This window comes from Amylibacter sp. IMCC11727, from assembly GCF_029854195.1.
GTDB lineage: Bacteria > Pseudomonadota > Alphaproteobacteria > Rhodobacterales > Rhodobacteraceae > Amylibacter.
Genome location: NZ_CP122960.1, coordinates 414024 through 432138 on the forward strand (window position 1 = coordinate 414024; position 18115 = coordinate 432138).

16 protein-coding genes are annotated in these 18115 nt (G+C 54.1%); 11 read left to right on the top strand and 5 right to left on the bottom strand.

Features of this window, described 5'->3' with window-relative positions:
- The first annotated feature begins 25 nt into the window (after positions 1 to 25).
- The 6 genes from QBD29_RS02195 (at position 26) to QBD29_RS02220 (ending at position 8347) form a co-directional block, all read left to right on the top strand.
- On the top strand, positions 26 to 1045 hold the full coding sequence (locus tag QBD29_RS02195) for an NAD-dependent epimerase/dehydratase family protein (protein ID WP_280099703.1): 1020 nt from the start codon (positions 26 to 28) through the stop codon (positions 1043 to 1045).
- Complete coding sequence (gene tviB / locus QBD29_RS02200; RefSeq protein WP_280099704.1) at positions 1038 to 2342, top strand: Vi polysaccharide biosynthesis UDP-N-acetylglucosamine C-6 dehydrogenase TviB; 1305 nt, start codon at positions 1038 to 1040, stop codon at positions 2340 to 2342. Before QBD29_RS02195 ends, tviB begins: the two co-directional genes overlap by 8 nt.
- A gap of 122 nt (positions 2343 to 2464) precedes the next feature.
- Positions 2465 to 4252 (top strand): ABC transporter ATP-binding protein, encoded by a 1788-nt coding sequence (locus QBD29_RS02205; RefSeq protein WP_280099705.1) that lies wholly within the window; start codon positions 2465 to 2467, stop codon positions 4250 to 4252.
- The gene (locus QBD29_RS02210; RefSeq protein ID WP_280099706.1) at positions 4249 to 6168 is read left to right on the top strand and encodes an ABC transporter substrate-binding protein; all 1920 of its coding nucleotides are present in this window, start codon (positions 4249 to 4251) and stop codon (positions 6166 to 6168) included. The genes QBD29_RS02205 and QBD29_RS02210 overlap by 4 nt, the downstream gene beginning before the upstream one ends.
- Positions 6168 to 7193 (top strand): ABC transporter permease, encoded by a 1026-nt coding sequence (locus QBD29_RS02215; protein WP_280099707.1) that lies wholly within the window; start codon positions 6168 to 6170, stop codon positions 7191 to 7193. The genes QBD29_RS02210 and QBD29_RS02215 overlap by 1 nt, the downstream gene beginning before the upstream one ends.
- Positions 7190 to 8347 (top strand): ABC transporter permease, encoded by a 1158-nt coding sequence (locus tag QBD29_RS02220; RefSeq protein ID WP_280099708.1) that lies wholly within the window; start codon positions 7190 to 7192, stop codon positions 8345 to 8347. The genes QBD29_RS02215 and QBD29_RS02220 overlap by 4 nt, the downstream gene beginning before the upstream one ends.
- A gap of 78 nt (positions 8348 to 8425) precedes the next feature.
- Here the strand turns inward: QBD29_RS02220 and QBD29_RS02225 are convergent, their stop codons facing one another.
- Entirely contained in the window at positions 8426 to 9517 is a 1092-nt protein-coding gene (locus tag QBD29_RS02225) for a HupE/UreJ family protein (protein WP_280099709.1), read from the bottom strand.
- Between the two features lie 79 nt (positions 9518 to 9596).
- Here QBD29_RS02225 and QBD29_RS02230 point away from each other — a divergent pair, with 79 nt between their 5' ends.
- Together QBD29_RS02230 and QBD29_RS02235 are read left to right on the top strand one after the other, a co-directional pair.
- Positions 9597 to 10388, top strand: a complete 792-nt coding sequence (locus QBD29_RS02230) for a DUF4198 domain-containing protein (RefSeq protein WP_280099710.1) — start codon at positions 9597 to 9599, stop codon at positions 10386 to 10388.
- A gap of 154 nt (positions 10389 to 10542) precedes the next feature.
- Complete coding sequence (locus QBD29_RS02235) at positions 10543 to 11907, top strand: hypothetical protein (RefSeq protein ID WP_280099711.1); 1365 nt, start codon at positions 10543 to 10545, stop codon at positions 11905 to 11907.
- Between the two features lie 25 nt (positions 11908 to 11932).
- Here QBD29_RS02235 and QBD29_RS02240 read toward each other — a convergent pair whose 3' ends face one another.
- The 4 genes from QBD29_RS02240 to QBD29_RS02255 form a co-directional block, all read right to left on the bottom strand.
- Positions 11933 to 12763, bottom strand: a complete 831-nt coding sequence (locus QBD29_RS02240; protein WP_280099712.1) for a TauD/TfdA family dioxygenase — start codon at positions 12761 to 12763, stop codon at positions 11933 to 11935.
- A gap of 2 nt (positions 12764 to 12765) precedes the next feature.
- Positions 12766 to 13023 (bottom strand): GlsB/YeaQ/YmgE family stress response membrane protein, encoded by a 258-nt coding sequence (locus QBD29_RS02245; RefSeq protein ID WP_280099713.1) that lies wholly within the window; start codon positions 13021 to 13023, stop codon positions 12766 to 12768.
- A 68-nt stretch (positions 13024 to 13091) separates the two neighbouring features.
- Positions 13092 to 13751 carry a hypothetical protein gene (locus QBD29_RS02250; RefSeq protein WP_280099714.1) on the bottom strand — a complete coding sequence of 220 codons (660 nt, stop codon included), beginning with the start codon at positions 13749 to 13751 and terminating at the stop codon, positions 13092 to 13094.
- A gap of 153 nt (positions 13752 to 13904) precedes the next feature.
- The gene (locus QBD29_RS02255) at positions 13905 to 15026 is read right to left on the bottom strand and encodes a serine/threonine protein kinase (RefSeq protein WP_280099715.1); all 1122 of its coding nucleotides are present in this window, start codon (positions 15024 to 15026) and stop codon (positions 13905 to 13907) included.
- A gap of 110 nt (positions 15027 to 15136) precedes the next feature.
- Between QBD29_RS02255 and QBD29_RS02260 the strand changes: the two genes are divergently transcribed.
- The 3 genes from QBD29_RS02260 (at position 15137) to QBD29_RS02270 (ending at position 18080) form a co-directional block, all read left to right on the top strand.
- On the top strand, positions 15137 to 15883 hold the full coding sequence (locus QBD29_RS02260) for a hypothetical protein (protein ID WP_280099716.1): 747 nt from the start codon (positions 15137 to 15139) through the stop codon (positions 15881 to 15883).
- 90 nt (positions 15884 to 15973) lie between these two features.
- Positions 15974 to 17317: a TldD/PmbA family protein gene (locus tag QBD29_RS02265; RefSeq protein WP_280099717.1), complete on the top strand. Its 1344-nt coding sequence runs from the start codon at positions 15974 to 15976 to the stop codon at positions 17315 to 17317.
- The gene (locus QBD29_RS02270; protein ID WP_280099718.1) at positions 17304 to 18080 is read left to right on the top strand and encodes a 3'(2'),5'-bisphosphate nucleotidase CysQ; all 777 of its coding nucleotides are present in this window, start codon (positions 17304 to 17306) and stop codon (positions 18078 to 18080) included. The genes QBD29_RS02265 and QBD29_RS02270 overlap by 14 nt, the downstream gene beginning before the upstream one ends.
- The last annotated feature ends 35 nt before the right edge of the window (positions 18081 to 18115 follow it).

Here is an 18115-nt window from a genome sequence, read left to right on the forward strand (position 1 = left end):
TGAAAGATTTCACAAGGGTTAAGACATGCGCAAAATATTGATTACGGGCAGTGCTGGGTTTATCGGGTTTCATCTGGCGCAGTTGATGCTGGCGCAGGGGTGGCAAGTTCTGGGGGTCGATTGCCTGTCGGATTATTACGATGTGAACCTGAAAAAGCGGCGCCATGCGATGTTGTCCCAGAATGAGGGGTTTGCGAGCCTTGAGGTGGACATTCGGGAGTTTGATGCGTTGGAAGCGCCGGTGATGGAATTTGCGCCCGATGTGATTGTGCATTTGGCGGCGCAGGCGGGGGTTCGCTATTCCATTGAAAACCCACGCGCGTACATGGAGACGAACGTGATGGGGACGTTCAATATCATGGAGTTAGCGCGGGAATTAAAAGTGGATCACTTGCTGATGGCGTCCACGTCCAGTGTCTATGGCGCGAATGAAGAGATGCCATTTGATGAGACCGAGAAGGTGGACACGCAGATGACGCTCTATGCGGCGACGAAGAAGGCGAATGAGAATATGGGGCATTCGTATTCGCATCTGTGGGGGTTGCCTGTGACCATGTTCCGTTTTTTCACCGTCTATGGCCCGTGGGGGCGGCCTGATATGGCGTTGTTCAAGTTTGTGAAGAACGGGCTGGAGGGCAAGCCGATTGACGTGTTCAACCACGGCGATATGGAGCGGGATTTCACCTATGTGGTGGATTTGGTACGGGCCATTGGGTTGCTGGTGGATGCCGTGCCGCCGCAGGTGGATGCACGAGAGGATTGGACACCGCTGGATGGGGATAGCCTGTCACCTGCTGCGCCATTTCGAGTGATTAATATTGGCAACAGTGACAAGGTTCGGTTGCTGGATTTTGTTGAAGAGATCGAAGCCGCAATCGGTATGAAGGTCGAGCGCAATTACATGGATATGCAGCCAGGGGATGTGCCCGCCACTTGGGCGAATTGTGATTTGCTGAAGCAGTTGGTGGGCTATACCCCTGAAACGAATGTGCGCGAAGGTGTGCGGGCGTTCGTGGACTGGTATCGGGATTATTACAATGTGTAAGGCATCATTGGAGCCTGTCGTGCTGACACTGAAAGACGCGAAAATTGCTGTGATTGGGTTGGGCTATGTCGGCCTGCCCTTGGCGGTGGAGTTTGGCAAGCAGTTTCCGACTGTTGGGTTTGATGTGAATGCCAGCCGTATCAATGAGTTGCGGGATGGTGTCGATGTCACGCGTGAAGTCACTGCTGCGGAAATTGCGGCGGCGGATCAAGTGTCTTTCACGGCGGAGCTCGATGATATCCGCGATTGCAACGTCTATGTTGTTACGGTTCCAACGCCTGTGGATGACTACAAGACGCCCGATCTGTCCCCGTTGTTGGCTGCGAGCGAAACAGTGGGGCAAGTGATCAGCGCAGGCGATGTGGTGATCTTTGAGAGCACGGTTTATCCGGGTGCCACAGAAGAGGATTGCGTGCCTGTGATCGAGGCGGTGTCTGGGCTGACGTATAACGCAGATTTTTGGGCGGGCTATTCGCCCGAACGGATCAATCCCGGCGATATGGAGCGGCGGTTGCCGAGCATTGTAAAGGTTACGTCTGGCAGCACGCCACAGGCGGCGGATTTTGTTGATGCGCTCTACACCGCGATTGTCACGGCTGGCACGCATAAAGCACCGAGCATTGCGGTGGCAGAGGCCGCAAAGGTGATTGAAAACACGCAGCGGGATTTGAACATTGCGCTGGTGAATGAGCTGGCGCTGATTTTCCATCGGTTGGGCATTGATACGGCGGATGTGTTGGCGGCCGCGGGGACCAAATGGAATTTCCTGCCGTTTAAGCCGGGTCTTGTGGGCGGGCATTGTATCGGTGTTGATCCCTATTACCTGACGCATAAAGCACAGGCGGTTGGCTATAACCCCGAGGTGATTTTGGCAGGGCGCCGGATCAATGACGACATGGGCAAGGTTGTGGCGTCTGAGCTGATTAAGGCAATGATCCGCAAAAGCGCACCCATCCAAGGGGCCGATGTTTTGGTGATGGGGCTGACGTTCAAGGAAAACTGCCCTGATCTGCGCAACACCAAAGTGGTGGATGTGATTGCCGAGTTAAAAGAATATGGCATCAACGTACATGTCACCGATCCAAATGCCGACCCTGCAGAGGCCAAGGCAATTTACGGAATTGATTTGCTGAAAACGCCAGAACAAGGCGCCTATGACGCGGTTGTTTTGGCGGTGGCACATGATGATTTTGCCAAGGATGATCCAGCGAAAATTCAGGCGCTGTGTAAAGACCCCAGCGTGATTTACGATCTGAAGCACGTGCTGCCCAAAGAGATGTCTGATTTGCGGCTGTGATCGTAATGGGATTGGGGCAAATGTGATCGGCTAAATCCCGCGCAACGCTTGTTATTTTTGAATTCTGCGCGTTTACTGAACCCGTGGCCACAGGGAAGGCCGCAGGGAAACGGGACACGCGCATGACTGCCGATACAAAACCACTGTTGCAGGTGGAAGATTTGTCTATTGGATTTGGGAACAACCCGCCAATCATTACGGGTGTGAATTTCTCGGTGAATCGCGGAGAAACGTTGGCGTTGGTGGGGGAAAGCGGATCAGGCAAGACGATCACTTGTCGATCCATTTTGCGCGTTTTGCCCAAAGCGGCAGTTATTCACGGGGGGACCGCGCGGTTTACCAGTGGCGATAAGTCTTATGAGATGCTCTCCATGGACGAACGTACCTTGCGCGATGTGCGGGGCGATCAGATTTCGATGATCTTTCAAGAGCCGATGCACAGCCTGTCGCCGCTGCATAAAATCGGGCATCAGGTGGCAGAGGTTTTGACCCTGCATCGTGGGCATTCCAAAGCCAGCGCGAAGAAGGAAGTGATTGAGAAGTTTGAACGTGTTGGGTTCAAACAGCCAAAACGGGCGTTCAGCGCGTATCCGTTTGAATTGTCAGGGGGGATGCGGCAACGGGCAATGATTGCAATGGCGATGATCGCAAAGCCCGATTTGTTGATTGCGGATGAGCCGACCACGGCACTGGATGTAACAACACAGGCCCAAGTGTTGGACCTGATCAAAGGGTTGCAGGAAGAAACCGGCATGGCAGTGATCTTTGTGACCCACGATTTGGGCGTGGTGGCGAATATTGCTGATAAGGTTGTGGTGCTGCGCAAAGGCCGTGTGATGGAAAGCGGGCCGTGTGACGATGTGATCGGCAATCCTGGTCATGCCTATACCAAGAAACTGTTGGCGGCAGCCCCTGCGATCCCGCACGAAGCGGAACCAACGGCGGCGCGGGTTGTTGAGGACCCAGTTTTACAGTTGGAAGGGATCAACAAAACATTCCTGTCGCGATCAGGGTCGTTCTTTGGAAAGACTCGCGAAATCGAAGCCGTTCGGGCGGTGAACTTTACGGTGGAGCGAGGCAAGACCTTTGCGATTGTGGGGGAGTCCGGATCGGGCAAATCCACGGTGGCGAAAATTGCGCTGGGCGCACAGCCCGCAGATGATGACGGCGGTGTTGTTCGATACTGGGCCAAAAAGGGTGAGCCGCCTGTGGAGGTGGGCAATCTGGATGCGCGCGGTCGCCGCAAATTCCAACGTGAGGCCCAAATGGTGTTTCAAGACCCGTTTTCGAGCCTGTCACCGCGTATGCAGATTATCGACACGCTGACCGAACCGTTGGTTATTCACGGCATTGGATCGCGGTCCGAGCAAAAGGATCGCGCGGCGTGGTTGCTGGAAAAAGTGGGGCTCGACAAGAATATGCTGCGCCGTTTCCCACATGCGTTTTCGGGTGGGCAGCGGCAGCGTTTGTCCATTGCGCGGGCGTTGGCATTGAACCCGTCTTTGCTGGTGTGTGATGAGCCGACATCGGCGCTTGATCTTTCGGTGCAGGCGCAGGTGCTGGAGCTGTTGGAAGAGATCAGGGATGAGTTTGGTCTGAGCTATTTGTTTATCAGTCACGATCTGGCTGTGGTGGCGCGGATTGCGGATGAAGTGGCAGTGATGCGGCAAGGGCGGATTGTGGAACAGGCTGCACCTGACGTGTTGTTTACTGCCCCGAAACATCCCTACACAAAGGCGTTGATTGCGGCCTGTTTGGAAGCGGACCCCAGCCAGAAGATTGATTTGCGTGCTGTGGCGCTTGGTGCGGGGGATCCGCACACGTGGCCGCAGGATTATGCGATGCAGGGCAATGAAATGCCCAATCTTGTTGAAGTGGAACCAGGGCATATGGTTCGGGTGAACACATGAAAATTTGGACACAAATAGTGGCAGCGGCCGCGCTGATTGCTGCACCGATGATGGCATCGGCGCAGGTGGTTCAGTTGCAGGAAAGCGACTTTTGGAAGGTTGAGGTCGAAGCAGGGACGATGGACCCGATTGGGTTGCGGATTCCGCAATCTCCTTATGTGGTGGATATGACCGCCAAAGGCCGCAGTTATGGCAAGCAGGGTGGTACGCTGAGCACGATGATCACGCGGTCCAAAGACGTGCGCCAGATGGTGGTTTATGGCTATGCACGGCTGGTGGGATATAACGAAAAATACGAGCTGGTTCCTGACATTTTGCAATCGGTTCAGGTGGCTGAAGGGCGGATTTTCACGTTCAAACTGCGCAAGGGGATGCGGTGGTCGGATGGAGAACCGTTCACATCAGAAGCGTTCCGTTATTGGTGGGAAGATGTGGTTAACAACGAAAAGCTGGCACCCAAGGGGCCGCCATCCTTTTTGAAAGTGGACGGAGAGTATCCGCGCGTTTTGTTCCCAGATGAAACCACGGTGATGTTCATCTGGAAGGCCCCAAACCCGGGCTTTTTGCCCCGTCTGGCCCAGGCGCGGCCACCGTTTATCTATCGACCTGGGCATTACCTGAAACAGTTTCATGGGGATTACGCTGACCCTGCAAAATTGAAAAAAGCGGTGCGCAAAAAGAAAGTGCGCAGCTGGGCGGCGCTGCACAACAAAAGCGACAATATGTATAAGTTCGACAATCAAAGCTTGCCGACTTTGCAGCCGTGGATCCCTGCGGATACAGGTAAAGAAAGCCGTCGGTTGTTTGTGCGCAATCCGTATTACCACCGTATTGATGCGAAGGGTGTGCAGCTGCCCTATATCGACACGGTGGAAATGAGCATCGTGGGCGCAGGCCTTGTGGCGGCAAAGACCAATGCGGGTGAGTCAGATTTGCAATCGCGCGGGCTGAATTTCAAAGATGTGCCAGTGTTGAAAAAAGGTGAGTCAGAGGGCGAAGATTATTCGGTTTATCTGTGGCCCAATGGGACGGCGAGCCAAATTGCGATTTACCCGAACCTGAACCACGCCGATCCAATCTGGGCCGAGATTTTGCGCAATCGCGATTTTCGCCACGCACTATCGCTGGGCATTGATCGGCGTATCATTAATCGCGCACTGTATTTTGGATTGGCATCAGAAGGCAACATGACGGCCTTGCCAGTGAGCCCGTTTTACAACGAAGACAATCTGAAATCTTACGCGGAATATGATCCAGAACGGGCGAATAAAATTCTGGATGATTTGGGATACACTGAACGGCGTGCCGATGGCATTCGGGTGTTGCCTGACGGGCGGCCTATGCGGATTTTGATTGAAACCGCTGGGGAACGCCAAGAGGTGGAAAACGCCTTGCAGATTATCACAGACACGTGGCGCGATATCGGGATTGAAATGGTTATGCGACCGTTGGATCGTGATATCTTGCGCCAGCACGTGTACAGTGGGCAATCCATGGCCGCAGTTTGGTTTGGCTGGGACAATGGCATTCCAACGGCGGGGACATCGCCAGAATATCTTGCGCCGCGTGCGCAGGATTTCTTTAGCTGGCCAAAATGGGGGCAATATCATCAAACTGGTGGTCAGGCAGGCGAAGCGATTGATATGCCTAAACCAGCACGTTTGATGTTGTTGTCTGAGCAATGGGAAAAGACGACGGATGAGGGCGAGCGATCCGCCATCTGGGAAGAGATGCTGAAAATCCACGCGGAGGAAATGTACGCGATTGGTATTTTATCAGAAGCGCCCCAACCCGTTGTTGTGTCCAAAAAGCTGAAGAATGTGCCAAAGGTGGGTTTGTGGGCTTGGGAGCCTGGAGCGCATTTCGGAGTTCATCGCATGGACGAGTTTTACTTTAGCGGACAGGGCATCAACTAATGCAAATTCTGCAATATGCCGTCTATCGGTTCATCACAATGTTGGCCACGCTGGTGGTGGTTTCGGCGCTGGTGTTTTTCATCATGAACCTGCCGCCCGGCGATTATCTTTCGAACCTGATTGCCGAGTTACAGGCCACAGGCCAATCGGATGGGATCGACAAGGTAGAGTTTTTGCGGCGTGAATATTCGCTCGATCAGCCGTTGTGGAAACAGTACCTGATTTGGATGGGGTTCTTTCCTGGGCCGAATGGATTTTCAGGCATTATCCAAGGGGATTTTGGTTGGTCGTTTGAATTTGACCGACCCGTTTCAGAAATCGTTGGCGGTGCGTTGTGGCTGACGGTTTTGGTGAATGTGGCAGCGGTGCTGTTTGTGTATGTGGTTGCTTTGCCGCTGGGTATTCTGGCGGCGGTGAAATCCAAAACTTGGGTGGATTACACGTCTGCATTTATCGGGTATTTGGGTTTGGCGACGCCGAACTTTCTCCTCGCCCTGATCCTGTTTTATTATGGCCATAAATATCTGAACTTGCCTATTGGTGGGTTGATGGCACCTGAGTTTGAGGGAGAACCGATGACCCCTGCAAAGGTAAAATCCGTGTTGCTACACCTGATTATTCCGACCTTTGTGATTGGGACATCTGGGGCAGCGGCGATGATGCAGCGGTTGCGGGCCAATATGCTGGACGAGTTGTCAAAGCCTTATGTCGATACGGCGCGGGCCAAGGGTGTTGGACCGACGAAGCGGGTCTTGAAATATCCGTTTCGCATGGCGTTGAACCCGTTTGTGGCGGATATTGGCAACCTGTTGCCATCGTTGATTTCGGGATCGGTTTTGGTGTCGGTTGTGTTGGGTTTGCAGACCATTGGGCCTGCGTTGCTGACGGCGTTGAAATCGCAGGATCAGTTTTTGGCAGGGTTCATTTTGCTGTTTGTGGCCGCGCTGACGTTGATTGGGACGATGATTTCGGATGTGCTGTTGATGCTGCTTGATCCGCGTATTCGGATGGGAGGCCGCAAATGACCGACCAAGCGAACAAACATTTCATCGACGATGCGCCTTATGACGCGGATGAGGATATCAAAGCACTGGATCGGCCAGATTTGGATGCGCCAAATTGGCTGTTGATCTGGCGCAAGTTTAAGCGTCACAAGCTGGGGTTTTATTCAGGCATTTTCCTGTTTTTGGCCTATGTTAGTCTGCCGTTTGCGGGGTTCATTTCGCCTTATACACCGAACGAGCGCAATGCGGATCATCTGTATGCGCAGCCCCAAAGCATCAACTTTTGGCACGAAGGGTCGTTCATCGGGCCTTATGTGTATCCGATCACGGCCAAGCCTGATTTGGTGAATTTCCAGTGGAAATACATCAAAGACACGACAAGCCCCGCAAAGTTGAAATTCTTTTGCGAAGGGCGAGAATACAAGCTGGCGGGTTTGATCCGATCTGACACGCATCTGTTTTGTGCGCCCGAAGGGGCCACCGTGTTCTTATGGGGTGCCGATCGGTTGGGGCGCGATATCTTTAGCCGGATTTTGTATGGGGCGCAGTTGTCCCTGACGGTGGGTTTGATCGGCATTACCGTGTCGTTCATTCTGGGCATCAGCATTGGCGGCATTGCAGGATATTTTGGCGGGCGCACGGATTGGACCGTGAACCGCATCATCGAGATTTTGCGGTCCTTGCCCGAGCTGCCGTTGTGGTTGGCCTTGTCAGCCGCCGTGCCGAGCCATTGGGGGCCAGTGGCGGTGTTCTTTATCATTTCGATTATTTTGGGGCTGCTCGATTGGCCAGGATTGGCGCGTGCGGTGCGGTCGAAATTTTTGGCCTTGCGTGAAGAAGAATTTGTGCGGGCTGCCGAGATGATGGGCGCAAAGCCAGAACGGGTTATTCGCAAGCACTTGCTGCCGAACTTTGCCAGCCATTTGATTGCCAGTGCGATGCTGTCGATCCCAGCGATGATTTTGGGGGAAACGGCGCTGTCGTTTCTTGGGCTCGGCCTGCGGGCCCCTGCGGTGAGTTGGGGTGTGATGTTGAATGACGCGCAAAACCTTGCGTCGATCGAGATTTACCCGTGGACGGCGATCCCGATGTTGCCTGTGATTGTGGTGGTGTTGGCGTTCAACTTCCTTGGGGATGGGTTGCGCGATTCACTCGATCCTTATTCGGATCATTGATCGGGGCCTGAGGTTTGCTCATTAAAAAACCCACGCAGAGCGGATCTGCGTGGGCTTGTTTTCGTAGGGGTACTGGCGTTAGCCGAGCATCCCTGTGCGTTCCAGCACCCAGTAGAAAGCCAAGATTGCGATGGCTGCGGAAGCTGGGACTACGATGACTTTGTGATACCAATCTTTGTGGCGGAACCAGAGCCCTACGGCAAAGAAACAGATTGCGATCACGGCAAGCTGGCCGATTTCCACACCGATGTTGAATGCGATGAGGGCTGGGATGAACTGGCCAGATGGCAAACCAAAGTCACCAAGCACAGAGGCAAAGCCAAGGCCGTGCAGCAAGCCAAACCCGAAGATGACAAAGGGTCGCCATGCGTTGAGTTTATCGGTGAATATGTTTTCCACGGCGATAAAGACGATAGAGGCTGCGATCAGCGGTTCCACGATGTTGCCTGGAATGTTTACGTACCCAAGCGCACCGAGCGCCAGTGTGATGGTGTGGGCAAGCGTGAACATTGTAACCTGCACCAGCAAGGGGCGCAGTTGTGTGGACAGCAGGAACAGACCAATCACGAACAAGATGTGATCGAGACCTTTGGGGATAATGTGGTCAAAGCCAGCGATGATGTAATCCACGAACACCTCGCCAAGGCTTTGGGGCTTGATGTTGCCCAGATCAACAGTGGCTGTTGTGGCGCGTGGCACAAAGTCTGCCAGTGTTGGTTCGGGAAATTCAGCGCTGTTGGGCACAAAAACCCGCAGGACGCTGTCGCCGTATTGTGGCGGGTACGTCCATGTCATTTCGCCTGCGTCATCTGGCAATGTGGCCGTAAAGCTGAGCGTTGAAAAACGCGCCACGGCCACATCCCCTGTTTCTGGGATTTCAGCGGGCTGTGCCGTGAGGGCTACGGGTGTGCCATCCACAGTCAACTTCAGACTGTCGCGATATGTGTCTGCGAAAGGCGCATATGCTGTGGCAAGGTCCGCTGCAGACAAATCGCGCAGGCGTAAATATTCAGCGGCCCCTTCTTCGGTTTCGCCGCTGACGTCTTCGTCGGCGGTACCCGACACCAGCGATTCAACGTTCGCTTCGATGCTGAGGATAATGTTTTGGCCTTCGACGGTTACGTCGATGATTGCAGGCACATTTTCGTGGGCGCGTGCGGGTAATGCCATCGTGAGGACGGCGAAAAGGATGGCAAAGACGCGAAGCGCGCTATATCTGTGGAATGTCATCATTTTGAAGAGGTCTTCTATGTTCAAGTTTCGTGGTTTTTGTCTATTTATGGCAATTGTTTTGGCAGGTCCATCACTGGCCCACGAATTTTGGATGGAGGCCAAAGACTACACTGTGGAAGAAGGTCGCCCTGTGGAAGTAGAGCTGCGGGTGGGGCAGAATTTTGGCGGGTCTGAATATCCGTTTTTAAAACAGCGGTTCAAATCCTTTAAGGTGAATGCGGGTGGTAAGACACGCGGGTACAAAGGGACCGCCGGGGATAAGCCTGCTTACAAAGATAAAGAGCCAGCGGCAGGTTTGCAGGTATTGGCCTATCATTCGACTCCGGACACTTTGAAATTTACCAAATCCAAACCCGATCTTTTGGCCACATATCTAAAGGCAGAGGGGCTCGATTTTGTCTTAAAACAGCACCGTGCGGATGGCCTGCCCGAGGTGGATATTTCCGAGATTTATTCGCGCAACGCAAAGGCGCTGGTGCAGGTTGGGCCCTATCAAGGGGGGGCGGATCGTGCCATGGGGATGCCGTTTGAGCTGGTCGTGCAAGGGTCGCCTTATGACGGGGACACATCTGTGACGATTAAGCTGCTGTGGCAAGGTAAAGCGATGCCGAATTACCCGATCAATGTGTTCACAAAAAAGGGCGGGACGAAACAAACGCGGGTGCAGACAGATGGCAATGGGCTGGCCACCGTGCGTTTTGCGAAAGGCACGCGTGTCTTGCTGAATTCAGTGCGCATCAAACGCCTGCCAAAAGGCAGCAAGCATTTCTATGAAAGCTGGTGGGCGTCTACGTCGTTTGGGTGGTAGTATTTCTTGATATGACTTTACTTTTTCATAAGTAATTTTGTTAAAAAGAGGTAATTTTGTAAATAAACGTGGACTTGTTTCATTCCGCGCCCCAACGTTGCCCAATTCGATCTGACACAGCATTGATCAGACGGACACGCCGAAGGGGCATTTCATGAAGCATCGTCTATTTTCTGTTTTTCGTAAACCGCGCATTTTTGTGCATGATTTTTTCAAACAAGGGGTAGGGGCATCTGCGCTGATCACGCTTGGGCTGGCCTTGGTTGCGCCAACCACTGCCGTTGCTGGGCTAGAGGCGCGGATGTGCCTGAACATTCCGCAAGGGCATAATTTTGATTCCGATAGCGGGTTCATGGTTGTGGTGCGCAAGGCGCCCGCTGGTGCGACAGACACTGTTCCCAAATACTATTTGGACGCCAAGATTGGCGCCGGCGATATCAAACTCGGGTTGAATGTACCGTCAAACATCAAACTCGATGACGGCAATATTTTTGGGTTTAACGGTAAAACCTTGAAGGTCGGTCCCACATGCAAGACGTTCGCGCTGGGCACAACGGGCGAAAATGCAATAGATGCTTTCTCGCTTGAGGCAGATACGCAAATTGATGCAATGCTGCTGAATTTTAACGATTTCTGTGCAGATGAATTGAACCTTCAAATCATCAAAGATGGCGTTCTGCAAACCACTGCGCGGTTTTTGAACAGCAAGCAAAGATGCTGGGGCGATGATTTTGCCGGAGCCAAGCTTGTTCGCCGTATGAATGTCGTCAATTTTCAGGATCTTCGGCCAAAGTTGAAGTTGAGTGAATCGTCCGGCCAGTGGGAGGTTTTGTGCCGCATGCTTGAGTGCAATTTCGCCAAGACTATTTCAAACACAAATGCAAAATCCGATTCTGAAACGAATTCAAAGACGCATTCGGATAAAGTCACAGAATCGATCAAGGCGGGTTTGAAGGTCGAAGGGTTCAGTTCGGAGGTGTCGATCAGTCATGAAAGCATGGAAAGTGTTACGCGGTCTGTCACAGAGAATATCTCAGAAAGCATGACGCGATCCAAAACGTTGAAGGTTGGGTATGATCAAACGCAGCGTAAGGATTTGAATATTGCAAGCATTTGGCAATATTCGTTGAACAACACCATGTCCAATGGGGATCAGGTAAAGATTTATACGGATTATTACGGATGTTCGTCGGAATCCTATGCGCCGATGTTTGCGCCCGGATCCATTGATGCGGATCAGTCCTGTCAGGGCGGGTTGGTCGGGTTGAATCGGTATTCGCAGCATGAAGACTACGGAATTGATTGCAGCGCGGACGGCTGTATCGCAAGTGGTCCAGGATGCGACCTAGCCACCGTACAGGGACAGTGTTCGTTCCCGCGCGAGGATGCAATGAAGCTGTGTGACGCACATAAGGAATGTAAGGCGATTGTGTGCAATTCAGCGCTCGCCGTTTGCCAAGCACGGAAAGTCACCGACCTAATGGCTTGGGGCGGAATAAAAAGTTACATCGCGGAATAGGTAAATTGGGGCGCTTTGAGCGCCCCTATTTTGTCAGCGCGCAGCCTTCCACAGTAATCCTGTGCATATAGCGGCGGTGGCCTGCGTAATCGTTGATGGCTTTGTGCCAAAGCGCGCGGTTGTCCCACATGGTGATGTCACCTTCTTGCCAGCGCACGCGGCATTGGTAATCGGGGTTTTGGCAATGCTCGAAAAGGAAGGCCAAAAGCGCCTTTGATTCCGGTTCTGCGAGGCCTTCGATGTGGGTTGTGAAATCGGGGTTCACATAAAGTGCTTTGCGCCCAGACAACGGGTGCGTGATGACCACGGGATGCAGCGCGTCTTGGGTGGCTTTGTCCTGGTTGTGTAGGCGGCCGCCCTTGGCCTGTTCATGATCAAGCGTTGCCGCGCCAAAGGCGTGGCGCGAGGAATGCCATGCGCTGAGCCCGCCAAGAAACGTTTTCATTGGATCAGACAGCGCGTCATAGGCGGCGTATTGAGATGCAAAGCAGGTGTCACCGCCATAGGGGGGCAGATCAATCGCATGTAGGATCGAACACATGGCAGGGGCCGTGTCATAGGAATGATCGGTGTGCCACATTTCGCCAATGGCGGTTGTGTCGTCAGGATTTTTCAGAACCACCGCAATGTTCGGGTGAGACTCCAGCGGGGTGAAAAAGCGGTTCACGTTGATGTCGCCCCACCGCTGCGCAAACGCGATATGATCGTCGGGCGTGATGGTTTGGGCGCGAATGGTGATGACGGAATGGTCGATGAACGCTTGGCGAATGGTGGGCCAATGATCGTCATTGCGCACATCTGCACCGTGGATTTCTGCACCCACGGTGCCTGTCATGGGGATGACGGTTGGCACCATGGTTAGGTGCCTTTGCGCACCAATCGAATGATGAACAGCAAGATGACCGCGCCGATGGTGGCGTTGATGATGTTACCGATCAAACCGCCGCCGATCACCAAACCGATGCGGGGCAGAATAAGCGTGGCGATAAAGGCCCCCACGATGCCGACGACGATGTTGCCAAGCAGGCCAAAACCAAATCCTTTGACGATGAGACCCGCCAGCCAGCCCGCAATTGCGCCGACAATAATTAAAACCAGAATGCTTGTGATACCCATAAGTATGCTCCTTTTGATATGAGAAGCATCGCGTGTTCACGGGGATAGCGCAAGGGAATTGATTGCCCCTAACGGTTGGCCCTTTGGATCGCGTTGCGGAGTTTTTTGCTGGTGCGGCGCATTTCGGATTTGATGGCTTTGCTTGGAGTGCGGCTGTTGCCTGTCACTGCAACGCGGACGTTGTGGGCAAAGACCAATCGGTCTTTCACAAACACAAAGGACGTTTCAACATAGATCGGGATGGTCACAACGCCGATCAATTCGTACCCAGCCAGAACCACAAAGGATTTTTGTGTCGGGTCGTTGGCGACCAGATCGAGCGTTGCAGCGGTTTTACCGCCCGCGTTTTTGAAAATGCGGTCTATCAGTTTGGGGTTCAAATCGCCCGTTGCGGATGTGCCTTTGCCACCGTTCACGCGGTGTTTTACACGATTGAAGACTGCGGCAAACAGTTGTTCGTACACTTCGGCATTGCTGCGATCCTTGCGGGAGCGAATGCTTGCGCCATAAAGGAAGATGCCTTCGTCAAACTCGCCCGCCTTTTCCAGTGGTTCGATCTTTTTGGTTTTGAAATAGAGCGACGGGAGCGGTTTGGCGTTGCCGTCTGCGTTTTCGTATTTGGGGGGAACGGGCACGCGGATCACCGCGTCGTTTATCTGCAGGGATTGGGCGAATGCGGGGAAGGTCGCGCCCAGCGATAGGATCACGATCAGCAGAAGGGTGCGCATAATAAGGCTCCGTTTTGGGTAGCATTGCGCGGATTGTGGCTGGGTACAACCCTGTGTGGTGGGGTTAGCCGCAGGGTTCAGCCGCCATGTGGGTTTGCTGTTACAGCGCGCCATTAAGGCGTCGGAAGGTGGGGTAAAACCCCACCCTACGGTTTACTGTTTCGGGAAGTAATCCTCGCAGTCGCCTTCGCGGTAGACATCTGCGGTACAGCAGTGCAGGCCGCCGCCAAAGGCGTAGGCGTCGCGCAGATCAACTGGGATGACTTCGAGGCCGAGTTTGTCCATTTGCTCTTGCTGGTAGACTTCGGAGGCTTCGACGCAGACGGTTTTGGGATCGAGCGCCAGAACATTCATGGACAGCCAAGTGGAAGAGTAGCACAAGGGCGGTGGGGCGTTGTGTGCGGGTTGCGCCGCATCGACGATTTCCCAGCCGTTGTCGTTGAACATCTTGCGCTGTTCTTCGGGCAGGCGGCGCTGTGGGTTGTTTAGGATCAGACCCGGACGCAGCGGTGTGAACGTGGCGTCGATGTGGATCGGATAGGGATCCCCAGGGAAATTCACGGTGTGAACGCGGTGATCGGGGAAGTGACGGCGCAGCCATTCGATGCCCTTGAGGTTCGTGGTGAAGCCGTGCTGTACGACGAGGTCTTTGCCAAAACGCAGAACGTCGGCGGCATCGAACAGGGGTTCTTCTTCGGTGGTGACGAAGAATTTCTTTTCGGCCCATTCCAGACGTTTGGCCACACCGATTTTATCGGACAGGTAATCGGGGTGGTAATCCGCATCTGTCAGGCGCGGTTTTGGTGCGGCTTCGTGGCGGAAGTTGGTGTCTTCTTCCCAGTACTGCTGCATCAGCGGGCGGTAGCACAGGTATTCAAACCAGCGGCAGCGATAGGACATGGTGGCTTCGAGAATTTCGTGACCCACTGTCAAAAGCACATCGCGCGGCGGCATACAGCCGAATTGGCTGTCTGTGTGGAAATCAGGCGTGGTGGCGGGTTTGGAAAAATCTGTCGGCGTTGGACGATCCACGCGGATGCCGCGCTTTTCCAGCATGGACGCAAAGTTGTCGAGCAGCTCGTTCGCTTTGTCGATGGTTTCTTGCGGGCGGCGGCCCCATTGGCCGCGCATGTCGGAATCCTCTGGCACTTTGGCGTCGAGCGCGGGTTCTTCGGGTGGAATATGGCAATCATCGGCGCGGCCCACGATCACGTGGCGCAACGGATCCCATTCGTTCCAGCTTTTGACTTCGGTTTTATCTGGTGACCATGCCATGATTGAAATCTCCGTTATGCATTCCCATTTGTCACAAACAGAAAAGGGTCGTAAATTCAACGGAATTTTACCCCTTCGTTGCGGAAATTATGGGCCAGAAAGGATACCCTATGGCTGTTGTTCGAATGTTGCTGGTTGGAGTGGTGCTGACGCTGATGTCGTTTGGCCCTGTTGCAGCGCAAAATATGGCGGAAACCGTGCTGCGTGAATTGGTGCAGGAATTGGGTCCGTCAGGGGCGAAGATCAGCAAACGTTCACAAACCGCGGTGGAAAACGGGGTGGAGTGGCGCGATGTTGTGATCACGCTGCCGCGTATTCAGGGGCGATTGGAATTGCCGTTTCTGCGGGCCGTGGAGGTGGAAAACAACGCCGTGGCGATCACTTATCCGGACACGATCACAGGTGTGGCAACGCCCGTGCGTGGTTTGCCAGCGATACGGATGACGGTGACAGGTGCGATAGATCATGTGATCCAGAAACCTGGCCGTGCGCAGGTGCATGACGTTCGGATGGATGGGGTCACTGTGACCTTGGTTGGTACGAAACCAGCATCGCAGGCCATCCTGACGATTACGGATTTCGACCTGAAACATACCGAAGATGTGGGTGTGCCGCTGCGTTTGAACCGTATTCGTGATGTGCCCATGTCAGGTGCGTTTGATCTGCATGTGTATGGCGGGCTCGCGGCGCTTGATCTGTTGATTGGTATGGGCGAGGTGAGCGAACAGCAGGGGGATTTCGCGCGGATGGTGGCCAGCATGTTTGCCGTAAAAGGTGCAGAGGGCGAGGATCATCTGAACGTGAAAATCGAAGCGCGCAAAAATGGCGCGTTTTTGATCAACGGCAACCCGCTTTAGACTCCCGTTCTTATCAAACAAAATTGAAGCGGCAGGGTTTTGTCACCCTGCCGTTTGCCGTATTGGTGTGGGAACGATAAGGAAACGAGCATGACACAGCTGGCAGATTTGGCACAACGGGTTTTGGACGCGGCAAATGCGGCGGGCGCAGATGCGGCGGACACGCTGATTGCGAAGGGGACATCGGTGTCAATCGAAGTGCGCGAAGGGGCGTTGGAACATGCGGAACGTTCCGAGGGGATTGATCTGGGTCTGCGGGTTTTGATGGGGGCACGCCAAGCCTGTGTTTCTATTTCAGATGACAGCGCCACCAGTATTGCCATGATGGCCGAGCGAGCCGTTGCCATGGCCAAGGAAGCCCCCGAAGACCCAACCTGTGGATTGGCCGAACCTGATCAATTGGCGCAGAATTGGGATGTCGATGCGCTCGAATTATTCGATGGGGGCGAAGCACCCAAGGCCGAAGAGCTGCAGCAGATGGCGATTGAGGCCGAAGCGGCGGCGCTGGCGGTGGACGGGGTATCCAAAGTGCAGGCGTCTGGTTCAGGTTTCAGCGATACATCGTTGTTTTTAGCTGCGACAAATGGGTTTCAAGGTGGGTATCGGCGCGGGTCTTATTCCACATCCTGTGTGGCCATTTCAGGCGAAGGTCTGACGATGGAGCGGGATTATCATGGTGAGGCGCGCAGTCATTTGACCGATCTACCAAGTGCAACAGAGATTGGCCGTTTGGCAGGGGAGCGCGCGGTTGAACGGGCTGGGGCGACGCGGCCACCGACGGGTGCGTATCCGGTTTTGTTTGATGAACGGATCGCGGCGAGTTTGGTTGGGCATCTGGCAGGGGCTGTGAACGGGTCGGCCATTGTGCGCGGCGCGAGTTATTTAAAAGACTCACTGGGGGAACAGGTGTTGCCCAAAGGAATGTCGCTGATTGAGAACCCATCGCGCCCTCGTGTGGCGGGCAGCCGCCCGTTCGATGGGGAAGGGTTGCCTGTGGCAGAGCGGGCCATTGTGAAAGACGGGATTTTGCAAGGTTGGACCCTTGATCTGGCGACGGCGCGCAAACTCGGCATGGAAAGCACGGGCAATGCGAGCCGTGGGGTATCGTCGCCGCCATCGCCATCCACGGGGAATTTGACCCTGACCCAAGGGGATCAAAGCCGTGAGGATTTGATTGCCATGATGGGCACGGGATTGGTGATTACGTCGATGATCGGGTCTACGATCAATCCAAACACAGGGGATTATTCGCGCGGGGCCGCAGGGTTTTGGGTGGAAAACGGTGAAGTGATTGGCCCTGTGAATGAATGCACTGTGGCGGGTAATCTATTGGATATACTGAAAAATATCACACCCGCCAATGATGCGCGTCAGCACCTGAGCCGCGTTGTGCCGAGCCTGTTGGTGGAAGGATTGACCATTGCCGGCGCATGATCTGGACCTGTTGTTGGATGCGGCCAAGGCGGCGGGCGATATCGCGTTGAAGCATTTCAAGAACGATCCAGAAGTGTGGGAAAAAGACGATGATCAGGGGCCTGTGACGGTGGCTGATTTGGCGATCAATCGCATGTTAGAGGCCGAGTTGCAGGCGGCGCGGCCCGATTACGGTTGGCTGTCCGAAGAGACCGAAGATTCAGCGGCGCGATTGGGGAAAGAACGGGTGTTTATCCTTGATCCGATTGATGGAACGCGGGCGTTCATCATGGGGCATGAGAATTTTGCGCACTCCTTTGCAGTGGCGCAAAATGGTGTTGTCACAGCGGCGGTTGTGCATATGCCCGCAAAAGAAATGACCTTTGCTGCGACGCGCGGGGGCGGGGCGACGATGAATGGTGCGCCCATCACGCCAAGCGATGTGGCAGAGCTGGCGCAGGCGGAGATTTTAGCGGCGAAACCGATGATGGATGCGGGGTATTGGGCGGGGGGTGTGCCCCCTGTGAAGCGGAATTTCCGATCCTCGCTGGCGTATCGGTTGTGTTTGGTGGCCAAGGGTCAGTTTGACGCCATGATCACATTCCGCCCTGCGTGGGAATGGGATGTGGCCGCAGGGGATTTGATTTGTACCGAGGCAGGGGCCTGCGTGTTTGATGCCAAAGGGGAAACGCCGGTTTACAATTCTCCAGCTGCAAAAATTCCTGGAATGATCGCCTGTCCGTCCCAATTGAAAGCGCCGTTTTTGGCGCATTTGGTGGTCTGATGCAAACATGGCATACTTTAGTGGTGTTAGGATTG

Excerpts from the sequence above, each read along its gene's own strand:
- QBD29_RS02250 (WP_280099714.1), bottom strand. The coding sequence starts at position 13,751 with ATGCGCACCCTTCTGCTGATCGTGATCCTATCGCTGGGCGCGACCTTC.
- QBD29_RS02235 (WP_280099711.1), top strand. The coding sequence starts at position 10,543 with ATGAAGCATCGTCTATTTTCTGTTTTTCGTAAACCGCGCATTTTTGTG.
- QBD29_RS02255 (WP_280099715.1), bottom strand. The coding sequence starts at position 15,026 with ATGGCATGGTCACCAGATAAAACCGAAGTCAAAAGCTGGAACGAATGG.
- QBD29_RS02265 (WP_280099717.1), top strand. The coding sequence starts at position 15,974 with ATGACACAGCTGGCAGATTTGGCACAACGGGTTTTGGACGCGGCAAAT.
- QBD29_RS02240 (WP_280099712.1), bottom strand. The coding sequence starts at position 12,763 with ATGGTGCCAACCGTCATCCCCATGACAGGCACCGTGGGTGCAGAAATC.
- QBD29_RS02230 (WP_280099710.1), top strand. The coding sequence starts at position 9,597 with ATGTTCAAGTTTCGTGGTTTTTGTCTATTTATGGCAATTGTTTTGGCA.
- QBD29_RS02245 (WP_280099713.1), bottom strand. The coding sequence starts at position 13,023 with ATGGGTATCACAAGCATTCTGGTTTTAATTATTGTCGGCGCAATTGCG.
- QBD29_RS02215 (WP_280099707.1), top strand. The coding sequence starts at position 6,168 with ATGCAAATTCTGCAATATGCCGTCTATCGGTTCATCACAATGTTGGCC.
- QBD29_RS02210 (WP_280099706.1), top strand. The coding sequence starts at position 4,249 with ATGAAAATTTGGACACAAATAGTGGCAGCGGCCGCGCTGATTGCTGCA.
- QBD29_RS02220 (WP_280099708.1), top strand. The coding sequence starts at position 7,190 with ATGACCGACCAAGCGAACAAACATTTCATCGACGATGCGCCTTATGAC.
- tviB (WP_280099704.1), top strand. The coding sequence starts at position 1,038 with ATGTGTAAGGCATCATTGGAGCCTGTCGTGCTGACACTGAAAGACGCG.
- QBD29_RS02195 (WP_280099703.1), top strand. The coding sequence starts at position 26 with ATGCGCAAAATATTGATTACGGGCAGTGCTGGGTTTATCGGGTTTCAT.
- QBD29_RS02205 (WP_280099705.1), top strand. The coding sequence starts at position 2,465 with ATGACTGCCGATACAAAACCACTGTTGCAGGTGGAAGATTTGTCTATT.
- QBD29_RS02260 (WP_280099716.1), top strand. The coding sequence starts at position 15,137 with ATGGCTGTTGTTCGAATGTTGCTGGTTGGAGTGGTGCTGACGCTGATG.
- QBD29_RS02225 (WP_280099709.1), bottom strand. The coding sequence starts at position 9,517 with ATGGCATTACCCGCACGCGCCCACGAAAATGTGCCTGCAATCATCGAC.